We start from the raw sequence: 12,728 nt of genomic DNA on the forward strand, positions 1-12,728 counted from the left end.
GGCCTATACTGCTTCTAATCTATAGGGTATAATATATAAACTAATAACTATTTTTTATTTTTGTTTATCTAAAATTTATAATACAAATTATTAAATAAAAACTTAGTTATTCTTCATCGTCAATTTCACCTGTATCTAATTCAACTTCATCATCAATAATTTCACCAATAACTGCATCTCTTTTAGCTATTTCACCAGTAACCTTATTTTCAATAACAATATTTGATTTTACTTTTCCATCAACTTCATTAATAAATGTTTTTGCTGTGACATCTCCTTCTACTAAAGATACTCCATCAGTAAGTTTCTCTGGATGATCAAAAGTAATTGGTTTGCTATTCAATCTTTCATTCATTTGTAATCACTTCCTTTCTAAATCTAGTCTGTGCATGAAGACTTCGAAATATACTTTGGAAATGTTACCTATTTTTTTGTTTATTATAATATATAACTATTTTAAATTTTATCATTTATTCAGTAAAACCTTCACCTAATACTTCTCTCACATCTGCAACAGTAATAAATGCTTTATCATCAATTTTTTTAACCATTTTTTGAAGAGGCACTATTTCATCTTTACCAACTACTACAAACAATACCTGCTTTTCACCTTTTGTATACATTCCTTTAGCATGCATACCTGTAACTCCTCTATTTAAATCTTTCAATAATACATCTGCTATTTCATTTGAATAATCCGATATAATAAATACTGCTTTTGAAAAATTAATTCCCTCAAGTATGCTATCTATAACTTTTGCAACTATATATATTGATATAAGTGCATACATCGCTTTTTCAACTCCAAATACAAAAGCACCTAAGAGTATAATACTTGAATCAATTACTAATATTATTTTTGCAATTGCAACGTCTTTTAAATAAACTTTTATAATGTTTGCCGCTAAATCAGTTCCTCCAGTACTTGCGGATGCTCTTAATACTAAGCCTAAGCCTGTACCAACAAATACGCCACCGAATATACTAGCAAGTAATAAATCTACATGAGGAGCTGGTATATAGTTGGTGTAAAACAATGCAAATGAAAGGTATGCCGCTGCAAACATGGAATTACCTACAAATTTTCTTCCCTTAAGCTTTATAGCAATTGCAAGCAGAGGCACGTTCACCGCAATATTTGTAAACCACAAAGGTATATCAACCCCATAATTCTTTTTTGTAATATACTCAATAACAATAGCAAGTCCTGATAATCCACCTGTTACTAATTTTAATTTTGCGAAAAACAAATTTACACCTGCCGCAAGTATTGTAGTTCCAACAATAATATAAATATAATTTAATATGTTTTCATTTTTAGTTTCACGTCTCATTTGCTACATCCTACTTCCCGCTTACTATTTTCTATTTTCTATTTTCTATTTTCTATTTTCTATTTTCTAAAATAAAGTTATCACAATTATTAAATTATGTAAATATAAATATTATTCTTACAATACATTTTCTGTTTCTATATATTTATTGGCATATAAAAAGCATCTCATGCAATATTAGTTTAGGGGGACTAAAAAATACAACATGTGATGCTTTTTATTTTGTTATTTAAATTATAGACATAAATGAATATATTTATCCAAACATACTAAAATATTTTTTAATATTCTATTTCTTGCCCATTACAATTTATCTCAACTGCATTTACATTAATATTCTTCACTCTACTTGCAAATTCTTTAGCAATGTATACATCATTTCCAAAATGCATAGGTATAAGTATCTTTGGATGAATTTCTTTTGCAAAATACTCTCCACCAATATAATAAAATTCTTCTAGCCTTGGGTCAACTGGGAAAAATGCTATATCAATAGATTTTTCTTCTTTTAACTTCTTTACTTTATCTTTAAATTCAGATTCTGCTAAGGATTGTTCCTCAAGACTATCCTCTTTCCAATGCCACCAGTTAAGATCTCCTGCATGAAAAATTGTTAACCCATCGACTTTTACTAAAAAAGATATTCCAATGTCTGTTGAACCATAGGCTTTTATATAAACATCGTTAATTAATTCTTTTTTACCTTCCTCTATAAAACAATAGTTTGGTTTATTTTCATCAATTTTTATATCACTGCTAAGTATATATTGTATGTTACTGTTGTACTTTTCCCACTCCAAAATTTTAGGATTAAAATGATCCTCATGACTATGTGATGAAAACACATACATGTTTTCCATCTGTTTGATATTTTCAGGTGATAAAATAAGTGATTTTTTATTATTATTTGCAGGCTCCTTATAATAATCAAATATTAGGAAATGATTTTTAGTTTTAATTGCAAACCCACTATGAAATATATAATATATTTTTGCTTCTCCATTTTTCATTTTTTTCTCCTTTATATTTTATATATTTTAAAGTTAAATTTAATAAGTCTAATAAAGTTATTTAATAAAACACTAATTTACCTCTACTTTTAATTCTATACCTAAATTATATATGAACATAGCTCCTTGTAAATACAAACATATTATAAATAGTATATTTTGCTTTCAATTATGTATGAATAAAATCCAATTAAGCATATAATTAAGATATAATTAAGCTATAATATACAAAGTATATTAAATTTTTACAAAGGTGGTTATATTAATGAAGTTTTCTTTTGACCATAACAATATAAATGTCTTAGATTTAGAAAAAAGCGTTGAATTTTACAAAAATGCTTTAGGCTTTATAGAAACTCGAAGATTTCATCCAAATGATAATAGTTTTACGCTTGTATTTTTAGGTGATGAGACAACCGACCATAAGTTAGAACTTACTTGTATGAAAGACAGAACTAAACCATACAATTTAGGTGAAAATGAATTTCATCTTGCTGTAGTTACCGATGATTTTAATGAAGCTTATAAAATTCATAAAAAAATGGGATGTATATGTTTTGAAAATAAACCTATGGGAATATACTTTATTATGGATCCTGATGGTTATTGGACAGAGGTTATACCCCAAAAATAGTAATCTATACATATTTTGAATGTAAATATTAGATATAGGGCTCATTATAAATACATTTATATCAAGTATTTAAATGGGTCCTTAATAAGTATGTCCAATCTAATATAGATGTACAATGTTAAAGAAGCTATTTTCATTTAATATATCAAACAAATATTCCAAGTCAAATAAAATTAAATGATTTTTTTCCTCAAAACACTAAATAAAAAACTATTTTGTTCGAAGATTATTATATGATATTATCTTTATTTATTACTAGAAATAAAGTGTTTTTACATATTATTATATTTAAATTAGTATTATGTTTTCTGAAAGTTAGGAGGATTTTATGAATATTTTTTCAATTGTATTTTTAATAATAAGTTTTGGTTCTTTGATAGGTGCCTTCATTTTAGAAGGTGGAAGTCCGCTTATGCTTGCGTCTCTCAGTTCTGCTCTAATCGTTTTTGGTGGTACAATTGGATCCGTAGGTCTTGGATTCTCTGTTAATAAATTAAAAAATATTCCAGCAATGATAAAACTTATATTCACAGCAAAAGAAAAAGATTTGGTTGAAATTGTAACCTATTTTAAACAATTATCCTTTAAAACTAGAAAAGAGGGTTTGCTTAGTATTGAAGGCGAAATAACAGATGAGTTAGATCCCTTTGTTAAAAAAAGTTTACAACTAGTAGTAGATGGTGTAGACCCTCAGATGGTAAAAACCATCTTAGAGTTTGAACTTGAATCTACTTATACTAGACATAAAGATGGTGCCGCTATCTTTGAATCAGCTGGTGGATTTGCACCAACCATGGGTATTATAGGTACGGTTATGGGCCTGGTACAAGTTCTAAGTAACCTTTCTGACCCAGCCGTTTTGGGAGAAAAAATTGCCGCTGCATTTATAGCTACGCTATACGGCATTGGGACTGCTAACTTATTATGGCTTCCTATTGCTTCAAGATTAAATGATTTAAATAATGAAGAAATTAAAGAGAAGCAACTAATAATAGAAGCTGTTCTTCTTATGCAAGAAGGTGCGAATCCAAATATATTAGCAGAAAAATTAAAAGGGTTCTTAGATAAAAAGCAAATAAAAAAATTTGATGACATAAATAATGAAGGAATACAATAATGAAACGACGAGAAGAAAAAAAACCAAATGGTGAAAGATGGATGTTAACTTATTCAGACCTAATAACTTTACTTATGATTTTTTTTGTTATTATGTATGCCTCTAGCACGGCGGACACTACTAAATATAAACAGTTGTCAAAATCACTTAATGCAGCTTTTGAAGGTGGCAGTGGTAAATCTATTGTTGGAGATCAATCTGGTGTAAGTGTTTTAGATTCAAGTGGTACAACCCCCGCTAAAATAACAGTAGACTCTAAAGATGCATCAGCATCTGCTAATGCAGTAGAACTAAATAAATTACAAAGCATTAAAAAAAATGTTGATACTTATTTGAAAAAAAATGGTCTAAGTGGTAGTGTGTCCACTAAAATTGACGATAGAGGTCTTGCTGTAAGTCTTAATAGTACCTTGCTATTTGATATAGGTAAAGCAAATGTTTTAAAGTCCTCAACTAAGAAATTGATTAGTATAGGTAAAATGCTTAATAGTGTTAATAATTATATTAGAATAGAAGGTCACACTGACAGTACTCCTATTAGTAATAATGAGTTTAGCTCGAACTGGCAACTTTCTGCTATTCGTGCAACTAATGTTACAGAATTACTTATTTCAAAATCAGGAATTAATCCTAAAAGAATATCATCCGTAGCCTATGGGGAAAATAGACCGATATCATCTAATCGTACCCCTGCAGGTAAAGCTAAGAATAGAACAGTTGACATTGTGATATTAAGTAGCTTATTTTCAAAAACAGAGGTTATTAAATAAAAGATGTTGCTAAATAAATTAGCAACATCTTTTATTAATTTCCTTTAGTAATTTTAATTTTATTATCTACTATATCAATTGTTGCACTGCCACCCTTTGAAAGTTCTCCAAATAAAACCTCATCTACAAAATAAGTCTTAATTTCTTTCTGAACTACCCTATTAATTTCTCGAGCACCATATGCCTCTGAAAAACCCTTTTTGCTTAACCAATTATATAGACTATCTGTAACATTTAATTTAATATTTTTAGTTAAAAGTTTTTTCTCAAATTGTTTCATCGATTTTTTAGCTATCGCAAGTGCCATAACTTCATCAATTTTATTAAATTCAATTATATTATCTAATCTGTTTCTAAACTCGGGAGAAAATACTCGTTCTACTTCTTTAGATATTGCTTCCCCAGACCCTAATCTTTCTCCAAAACCAATTATGTGTTTACTAGCCTCTCTTGCTCCTGCATTAGAAGTCATAATTAATATAACATTTCTAAAATCTGCCTTCTTACCAGTATTATCTGTAAGCGTAGCATAATCCATAACCTGTAGTAACACATTAAATATATCTGGATGAGCTTTTTCTATCTCATCAAGAAGTAAAACACAATATGGTTCTTTTTTAATAGCTTCAATTAATAATCCGCCTTCTTCATAACCAACATATCCTGGTGGTGAACCTAAAAGCCTTGCCACTGTATGTTTTTCCTGGAATTCACTCATATCAAACCTTATGAGTGGAACAGCTAGACTCTTTGACAATTGCTTACTTATCTCCGTTTTTCCAACTCCTGTAGGGCCAACAAAAAGTAAAGATGCTATTGGCTTATCTTCTTCATTAAACCCTGCCCTGGATCTCTTTATAGCTCTTACCAAAGTATTTATAGCATTACTTTGACCAAAAACTTGTTTTTTTAAATTACCGTCTAAATTTTTTAATATATCTGCTTCATTATTGGATACACTTTGTTCTGGAATTTTTGCAATTTGAGCTACTATTTTTTCAACTGCATTTACTGTAATAGTAATAGTTTCTTCGCTATCGCCCGCGTGCAGCCTAGCATAAGCGCCCGCTTCATCCATAATATCTATAGCTTTATCTGGGAGAAATCTATCTTTAATATATTTACCAGATAATTCTACTGCCGTTTTCAAAGCTTTCTCTTCGTATTTAACCTTATGATAAGTTTCATATTTATCCTTAAGACCCATCAGAATGTTAAACGCATCTTCAATAGAAGGCTCTGGGACTTCAATCTTTTGAAATCTTCTAGCTAATGCACTATCCTTTTCAAAATGTTTTTTATACTCATCATAGGTAGTTGATCCAATAAATCTTATCTTACCATCCGCAAGAAATGGTTTTAATATGTTCGAAGCATCCATAGATCCACCAGAAACTGCTCCTGCTCCAACTATAGTATGAATTTCATCTATATACACTATTGGTTTATCTTGTTTACTAATTTCACTTAACACTTTTTTAATACGTTCTTCGAAATCGCCTCTGTACTTTGTACCTGCAATAAGCGAACCCATATCTAAATAATATATTTTACTTCCTTGCAGTAACTTTGGTACTTTATTTTGCACAATCAATTGTGCAAGTCCCTCTGTTATAGCCGTTTTACCCACCCCCGGTTCACCTATATGCACAGGGTTATTCTTAAGCCTCCTGCATAATACCTGAAGTGTTCTTTGCAAAATATCTTCCCTACCAATAAGAGGATCCATTTCTCCATTACTGGCTTTCTCTGTTAAGTCCACCGTAAAATTACTTAAAAAGTTTACTTTTTCATCAGGATTTTTCATTCCCTCATCGTATGAGTCCTCGTCCTCTTCATCATCATCTTCCTCAGTAAATCTTACAGGTTCTTCTTCCTCCTGACTTATCGTTCCAGAAAAATCAAAAGTATCTACAACTGAAATACCATGTGCTATATAATTAAGAAGATCTCTTCTCTTCATTTGCTGTTCTCTCATAAAATAAGAAGCAAAACTTTCCTCATCATCATACATTGCTACAATTACATCACCTATCATAACAATATTTTTTCCCGATAGCATAACATGATCCGCAGCTGATGATAAAATGGTTTGAATACCTATTGTTTGAATTGGCTCAGTATCTTCTACGTTCTCTATATTTTCCTTTAAAAATTTAGTTATTTGATTTTTAAGTCGTTTAACATTACCACCACTATTCTCTATTATTTCTATTCCCTGTTTAAAAAATAGAGAAGCATACAAAATATGTTCTGGTGTAAAATATTCATGATTCGACATTTGAGCTTCATTATAAGCTGCAGTAATAATCTCATTTACTATATTATCTAATTGCATAATTACTCCTCTTCTAATGTTAATTTCAGTGGAAATCCGCTTTCCTCACACATCTTCATAGTTTGATTTATTTTTGTAAGACCTACATCATAACTGTAGATGCCGGCAGTACCACAACCTTGTTTATGAACATCAAACATTATTCTTGTGGCTTCCACAACCTGTTTTTTAAAAACTCCAACTAAAACCTGAACAACAAAATCCATACTTGTATAATCATCATTATGAATAACCACTCTGTATTTATTAGGTTTTTTAATTTTTGTCTCTATTTTTTCTTTAATACTTATTTCCGAATTAGATGTCCTTTTTTCTGACATGATTAACAACCCCACTGTTTTAATTAAATTTATGTTTAATTATTTTAAATAATTACTAATATATTATATTTTATTCACATTACTTAATGACTATTATATCCTACTTACTTATAAATTACTGCATTTACTGATACTATTTCACTATTTCACACTTTATATTTAATTAAACAAAAAGCTGACACCATATAAAAAATGATGTCAACTTTTCTAAATCATATTAATTATTAGTATTCATTAAAAATAATTAAGTTCATGTATTTTTAAAAATCTACTCTTTCAATATTTTTGTTATTATCTATATATTTAAAAATATTATAATCGGATTTATTGTAATCTCATTTTAGTTATTTCTTTATAGTAAGTAATACTTCCAGCTTCATCCTCGGTAATTAAACCATCTACAAGTAATATATTATCAATATCAACCATTTTAAAAGCTTTTGTTTTCTGATTATGTGCATCACAAATCTTAAGGCTTAAATTTTTTTCTTTTTTATCACCAGTCTTAATTAAAAATAAAACATTTTCATCTATATCAGAAAGATCTTTAAAAGTATTAAAATCTTCATTAATTAATAATGATTTAATTACATCTTTTCTTAAATCATTTTTTATAATAGCTATAGTATCATCATGTTTAATAAGATATTCTGATATAAAACCTACTAATTCTTTTTTTGATTGAAATAATTGAATATTTGACATTTATATTACCTCCTGAATTAATAGCATAAATCATTTACTTTATATATACATTGTATTGCATTTTAATGCATAAGTCAATAGAATTTATAATAATTGTTTTAAGTTTATATCCGTTTATTTAAGCCAATGTTTTTGATAAAAATTTTATTTTTTAGAATATAATTCAACATAATGTATATAATATTGAATAATTATTCATATATGCGCATATTCTTTTTTTATAATATTTGTATTTCCCATATTATCTTTTAAAACATGTATATTCATACAATGTATGTAAAAACTAATTTAAGTAAACTAATATTAAACATAAATAAGGAGATTATTATGGAAAATAAAGATGATTTATCTAACTATATAACAAAAACAGCTATCGCTGAAGGGGCCTTATTAGTTGGTTTTACTAAAATAAGAGTAATCGAACCCGTTATCGTATTCGCCTTCCCTTTTACAGATAAATGGTTTCTTAAGAGACCCCTAAATGTAGCAAAAATGATAAAAAAAGAATATGCTCTAAGTAAACACATACAAAATATTACTTCTAAAATTCTTAAATCTGAAGGCTATACCGCTAAAGATAAAAGTATTTTATCTATATATGGTGATTTTCGTCCATTAGCTGTTTCAGCAGGTCTTGGAAAATGGGGTAGGAACGGAATAGTCGTAAATAATGATTATGGAGCTGGTCTTCTTTTCGCTGCAACCTTTACAAATGCCCCTATTAAGAAAATGCCACTTATAGAGTGCATAAATCATTGCACAGGCTGTAATCAATGCATTAGTGCATGTCCTGGTAATGCATTTGAAAATAACACTTTTCATACATATCGTTGCATTCCAAATGCAATTAAAGGATGCTCAGAATGTTTAAAGATATGTACAAAAAAAAATTTCAAAAAAATAGAATAAGCAAAGATAAATATCCCTGTTTATTCTATAATTAAATATTATACCCTCTATTAAAGTTTTCTATTTTCTAACTTGCCCTTCACCATATATAAGATATTTGGTAGTTGTCAATTGAACAAGTCCCATTGGACCTCTCGCATGAAGTTTTTGGTTGCTTATGCCTATCTCTGCTCCAAAACCAAATTCTGCTCCATCTGTAAATCTTGTTGATGCATTTACATAAACACAAGAAGCATCAACTTCCTTTAAAAATTTCTGTGAATTTGTATAATTATTAGTTATTATAGCCTCAGAATGTTTTGTACCATACTTAAAGATATGATCTATTGCATCTTCCATTGAATCAACAACCTTAATTGAAAGTATTAGATCTAGATACTCAGTAGCCCAATCTTTCTGAGTTGCAACCTTTGCCCCTTCAATAATTTTTATTCCTTTTTCACATATTCTTATTTCTACACCTAATCCATAAAGTCTTTGTGCAAGTTTAGGCAAAAACTCACTTGCAATATTTTTATGAACAAGTACTGTTTCTACTGCATTACATACACCTGGCCTTTGGGTTTTAGCATTAATTATTATTTTCTCTGCCATTTTTAAATCAGCATCTGCATCCACATATATATGACAAATGCCTGATCCTGTTTCAATTACTGGCACAGTAGCATTAGCAATAATAGCCTTTTTAAGTCCCTTTCCACCTCTAGGAATAATTACATCTACATAATCATTAAGTTTAACTAATTTATTTACTAATTCTCTATCCACCATATCAATAAGCTGAATACAGCCTTTTGGGAGTCCAACCTCAGTAGCCGCCACTATAATAACATTAGCTAATGCCTTGTTAGTGTTTATAGCCTCTTTTCCGCCTCTAAGTATTATTGAGTTTCCTGCCTTTATGCATAAAGCAGCTGCATCTACAGTTACATTTGGTCTTGATTCGTATATCATACCTATTACACCGAGTGGAACTCTTACCATTGAAATATCTAAATCATTTGGTCTTTTCCATCTTTTTACTCCCTCGCCAATTGGGTCTGGTAAAGTAGCAACATTCTTGAGACCATCTGCCATTTTTTCAATTCTCTGGTCATTAATCATTAATCTATCTAGCATGGAAGCTGACAATTTATTAATTAATCCCAAATCCATATCCTTCATATTTTCTTTAATTATTATATCTTTATTGTTTACTAAAGCTTTTGCCATATTCAAAAGTGCATTATTTTTCATATCGGTGTTTACAGTAGCCATAATTCTAGAAGAATCTTTAGCTCGCCTTCCTATGTTTAGAATATAAGTCTCATAATCCATTATTTCTCTCCCTTCATCCCTATTTAGTCATTGTCTAACATAACTATACTAATAATTATATTGAACTAATTGCACTATATTATTTATACTCTATATGTTTTCACTAAATAATGTACCTATTTCGATTCCCTCTAAAATATCAGTAATAACATTAGGTGTAGATCCTTCGGCTATTATCATAGATGCATTTGCATTTACCACAATCTCTGCAGCCTTGATTTTAGTCGCCATTCCACCAGTCCCAAGACTTGTTCCAGCCCCTTCTGCTGACTCTCTAATTTCATCGGTTACTTTTTTCACATTATAAATTATTTTTGCATCAGGATTTGTTCTAGGATTTGAATCATACAATCCATCAATATCAGAAAGTATTATAAGTAAATCTGCCCCTATCAATGTTGTAACCATCGCAGATAACGTATCATTATCCCCAAATGCATTGTTGTCTCCAACCATTATTTCATCAACTATTACAGCATCATTCTCGTTAACAACAGGAATAACTCCTTGCTCAAGTAACATTAAGAATGTATTATGTGCATTTAAGTGCCTTGTATTATCTTCAATATCCTCTTTTGTCAAAAGAATTTGTGCTATAGTTTTTCCATACTCAGAAAAGAATTTCTCGTACATGTGTATTAAAATACCTTGCCCAATAGCTGCAGCAGCTTGCTTTTCCGGTATTGTTTCCGGCCTTATGGTATGTCCCAGCTTCCCCATACCTGCTCCTATAGCTCCAGATGTGACAAGCACTACCTGAATTCCTTGATTATGTATATCTGCTAATTGTCTTATAAGACTTTCAATATGTTTATAATTTAATAGTCCTGTAGAATGTGTTAATGTTGAAGTTCCTACCTTTACCACAATTCTTGCTACATCTTTTAGATATTCTTTTCTATTATTCATATAAATACTCTCCCTCTTATCTTAAACTCTCACCAGATATTTTCATATGTAAGTCTCTAATATTTTATGTAATATTAAAAATATTCTATATATAATTAATTTAATCTTACACCATATAAAGATAAATTTCCATTTAAATATATCACGTAATAATTGCAACTTACTTTCACAGTTTGGTATAATACATTTTTAGCTAGTTATAATTACGGCCTGTGTATGCCCACACTCATTTGCTTAAAATAAAAGCAGATTATACTCTAAAATAAATTAGAAGCATTTTGTATCATCATCAATTTAATGATATAATTACTTTATTGTCATTAGTAATCTTTAGAATAAACTAATATGCATATTGGTTTATTTAAAGTGACTTAAAATGATTAAATAAAAAATGTAAAGTGGGAATTTAAAATGAGAGATTCAAAATTAGAAAGAGCAATAAATAGAATAGATAATGAAATTGCTGCTATGAACATAGCTAAAAAATACTTATCAAATACACAAGAGATAAGCACCGTACAGGAGACATTAAATAATAAAAGACAATTAATTGCAGATGATTTGTATGTTGATGACAAAAAATGTTATGCAATGTGCTGTGACATTATAGAAGGGATGCTAGATAAAGAATTAGCAAAAGAAGCTCAACTAGAGCTACTTGAAATGATCAGACAAAACTTCGGAAGACAATCACCAAATGTATCTAAAAAAAGTAGTGGACTTAATGCCTGGTTAAAAGAACTTTGTATTGAATACCATTGGATTAAAAATGAAGAAACTGATTGGGATACAATGGTCATTACTGGATTTGGATTATACGAATAAACCACGTTAAATTTAGAATTACAATTAAATTGCTAGTAATAATTAACCACCATGTTGATGCTTCATTCAGCCTGGTGGTTAATTTATTCTAAGTCAGATTAAAAAAATTAGTTATTAACTCTTTAAAATAAAATTTTTATTTATTTACTATTGGGACATTTTTTGCATCATTATTTCTCATTTTTTTATTTTTATCACCCTTTCCTTGAACTTCTGGTGGCATTGGTCTACTCATTCCTTTTTTAGCCATTGTTTTCTCTCCTTAAATTTATTTATTTTTATATTTTATATTAACTTTTATTTCATGTTACGTTATTATTTATTCTTTTCCTTTAATTTCGTTGTTAATGTCTATGACTTCCTCTTGATTTAAACTTGTTAAATCTAAAATTTCAATCATTCCCTTTCCTTCTTCAAGCAGGTCTTTTACATTTTCAACTTCCTCTTCATGTTGGCCTTTTGGTAATTTTGTTTTATTCATAAACTTATATTTACCTCCTTTATATTTCAAATAGGATATTATAATACTTTATTTTTAAC

14 protein-coding genes are annotated in these 12,728 nt (G+C 29.1%); 5 read left to right on the top strand and 9 right to left on the bottom strand.

Annotation, left to right across the window (positions count from 1 at the left end; all coding sequences use genetic code 11):
• Positions 1-106 precede the first annotated feature (106 nt).
• From KPL38_RS03590 to KPL38_RS03600, 3 genes are all read right to left on the bottom strand, one after another.
• On the bottom strand, positions 107-355 hold the full coding sequence (locus tag KPL38_RS03590) for a hypothetical protein (protein ID WP_216287140.1): 249 nt from the start codon (positions 353-355) through the stop codon (positions 107-109).
• Between the two features lie 115 nt (positions 356-470).
• A complete protein-coding gene (locus KPL38_RS03595) occupies positions 471-1,334 on the bottom strand; it encodes a YitT family protein (RefSeq protein ID WP_216287149.1) in 864 nt (287 codons plus the stop codon).
• Between the two features lie 281 nt (positions 1,335-1,615).
• Entirely contained in the window at positions 1,616-2,344 is a 729-nt protein-coding gene (locus tag KPL38_RS03600) for an MBL fold metallo-hydrolase (RefSeq protein ID WP_216287151.1), read from the bottom strand.
• Positions 2,345-2,609: 265 nt separating this feature from the next.
• Between KPL38_RS03600 and KPL38_RS03605 the strand changes: the two genes are divergently transcribed.
• From KPL38_RS03605 to KPL38_RS03615, 3 genes are all read left to right on the top strand, one after another.
• The gene (locus KPL38_RS03605; RefSeq protein ID WP_216287159.1) at positions 2,610-2,978 is read left to right on the top strand and encodes a VOC family protein; all 369 of its coding nucleotides are present in this window, start codon (positions 2,610-2,612) and stop codon (positions 2,976-2,978) included.
• 328 nt (positions 2,979-3,306) lie between these two features.
• Positions 3,307-4,095, top strand: a complete 789-nt coding sequence (locus KPL38_RS03610) for a flagellar motor protein (protein WP_216287161.1) — start codon at positions 3,307-3,309, stop codon at positions 4,093-4,095.
• Entirely contained in the window at positions 4,095-4,865 is a 771-nt protein-coding gene (locus tag KPL38_RS03615) for a flagellar motor protein MotB (RefSeq protein WP_246577796.1), read from the top strand. Before KPL38_RS03610 ends, KPL38_RS03615 begins: the two co-directional genes overlap by 1 nt.
• A 34-nt stretch (positions 4,866-4,899) precedes the next feature.
• Here the strand turns inward: KPL38_RS03615 and clpA are convergent, their stop codons facing one another.
• The 3 genes from clpA to KPL38_RS03630 all read right to left on the bottom strand — a co-directional run bounded on the left by clpA (position 4,900) and on the right by KPL38_RS03630 (position 8,228).
• Entirely contained in the window at positions 4,900-7,203 is a 2,304-nt protein-coding gene (gene clpA / locus KPL38_RS03620; RefSeq protein WP_216287163.1) for an ATP-dependent Clp protease ATP-binding subunit ClpA, read from the bottom strand.
• 2 nt (positions 7,204-7,205) lie between these two features.
• On the bottom strand, positions 7,206-7,523 hold the full coding sequence (locus KPL38_RS03625) for an ATP-dependent Clp protease adaptor ClpS (protein WP_216287165.1): 318 nt from the start codon (positions 7,521-7,523) through the stop codon (positions 7,206-7,208).
• 324 nt (positions 7,524-7,847) lie between these two features.
• Complete coding sequence (locus KPL38_RS03630) at positions 7,848-8,228, bottom strand: hypothetical protein (protein ID WP_216287167.1); 381 nt, start codon at positions 8,226-8,228, stop codon at positions 7,848-7,850.
• Positions 8,229-8,555: 327 nt separating this feature from the next.
• Between KPL38_RS03630 and KPL38_RS03635 the strand changes: the two genes are divergently transcribed.
• Positions 8,556-9,137 carry a 4Fe-4S binding protein gene (locus KPL38_RS03635; protein ID WP_216287169.1) on the top strand — a complete coding sequence of 194 codons (582 nt, stop codon included), beginning with the start codon at positions 8,556-8,558 and terminating at the stop codon, positions 9,135-9,137.
• A gap of 60 nt (positions 9,138-9,197) precedes the next feature.
• On the opposite strand, the gene KPL38_RS03640 is transcribed toward KPL38_RS03635, so the two are convergent.
• Both KPL38_RS03640 and proB read right to left on the bottom strand, forming a co-directional pair.
• Entirely contained in the window at positions 9,198-10,454 is a 1,257-nt protein-coding gene (locus tag KPL38_RS03640) for a glutamate-5-semialdehyde dehydrogenase (RefSeq protein ID WP_216287171.1), read from the bottom strand.
• Between the two features lie 90 nt (positions 10,455-10,544).
• A complete protein-coding gene (gene proB, locus KPL38_RS03645; protein WP_216287180.1) occupies positions 10,545-11,363 on the bottom strand; it encodes a glutamate 5-kinase in 819 nt (272 codons plus the stop codon).
• 411 nt (positions 11,364-11,774) lie between these two features.
• Between proB and KPL38_RS03650 the strand changes: the two genes are divergently transcribed.
• The gene (locus KPL38_RS03650; protein WP_216287182.1) at positions 11,775-12,188 is read left to right on the top strand and encodes a hypothetical protein; all 414 of its coding nucleotides are present in this window, start codon (positions 11,775-11,777) and stop codon (positions 12,186-12,188) included.
• Positions 12,189-12,507: 319 nt separating this feature from the next.
• On the opposite strand, the gene KPL38_RS03655 is transcribed toward KPL38_RS03650, so the two are convergent.
• On the bottom strand, positions 12,508-12,669 hold the full coding sequence (locus tag KPL38_RS03655; protein ID WP_216287183.1) for a hypothetical protein: 162 nt from the start codon (positions 12,667-12,669) through the stop codon (positions 12,508-12,510).
• Positions 12,670-12,728 lie beyond the last annotated feature (59 nt).

The sequence above is a fragment of the Clostridium psychrophilum genome (assembly GCF_018861705.1).
Classification (GTDB): domain Bacteria; phylum Bacillota; class Clostridia; order Clostridiales; family Clostridiaceae; genus Clostridium_AD; species Clostridium_AD psychrophilum.

Coding starts and splice junctions, on each gene's coding strand:
- KPL38_RS03610 (WP_216287161.1), top strand. CDS start 3,307: ATGAATATTTTTTCAATTGTATTTTTAATAATAAGTTTTGGTTCTTTG.
- KPL38_RS03615 (WP_246577796.1), top strand. CDS start 4,095: ATGAAACGACGAGAAGAAAAAAAACCAAATGGTGAAAGATGGATGTTA.
- KPL38_RS03595 (WP_216287149.1), bottom strand. CDS start 1,334: ATGAGACGTGAAACTAAAAATGAAAACATATTAAATTATATTTATATT.
- KPL38_RS03650 (WP_216287182.1), top strand. CDS start 11,775: ATGAGAGATTCAAAATTAGAAAGAGCAATAAATAGAATAGATAATGAA.
- KPL38_RS03590 (WP_216287140.1), bottom strand. CDS start 355: ATGAATGAAAGATTGAATAGCAAACCAATTACTTTTGATCATCCAGAG.
- KPL38_RS03625 (WP_216287165.1), bottom strand. CDS start 7,523: ATGTCAGAAAAAAGGACATCTAATTCGGAAATAAGTATTAAAGAAAAA.
- KPL38_RS03635 (WP_216287169.1), top strand. CDS start 8,556: ATGGAAAATAAAGATGATTTATCTAACTATATAACAAAAACAGCTATC.
- clpA (WP_216287163.1), bottom strand. CDS start 7,203: ATGCAATTAGATAATATAGTAAATGAGATTATTACTGCAGCTTATAAT.
- KPL38_RS03630 (WP_216287167.1), bottom strand. CDS start 8,228: ATGTCAAATATTCAATTATTTCAATCAAAAAAAGAATTAGTAGGTTTT.
- KPL38_RS03640 (WP_216287171.1), bottom strand. CDS start 10,454: ATGGATTATGAGACTTATATTCTAAACATAGGAAGGCGAGCTAAAGAT.
- KPL38_RS03600 (WP_216287151.1), bottom strand. CDS start 2,344: ATGAAAAATGGAGAAGCAAAAATATATTATATATTTCATAGTGGGTTT.
- KPL38_RS03655 (WP_216287183.1), bottom strand. CDS start 12,669: ATGAATAAAACAAAATTACCAAAAGGCCAACATGAAGAGGAAGTTGAA.
- KPL38_RS03605 (WP_216287159.1), top strand. CDS start 2,610: ATGAAGTTTTCTTTTGACCATAACAATATAAATGTCTTAGATTTAGAA.
- proB (WP_216287180.1), bottom strand. CDS start 11,363: ATGAATAATAGAAAAGAATATCTAAAAGATGTAGCAAGAATTGTGGTA.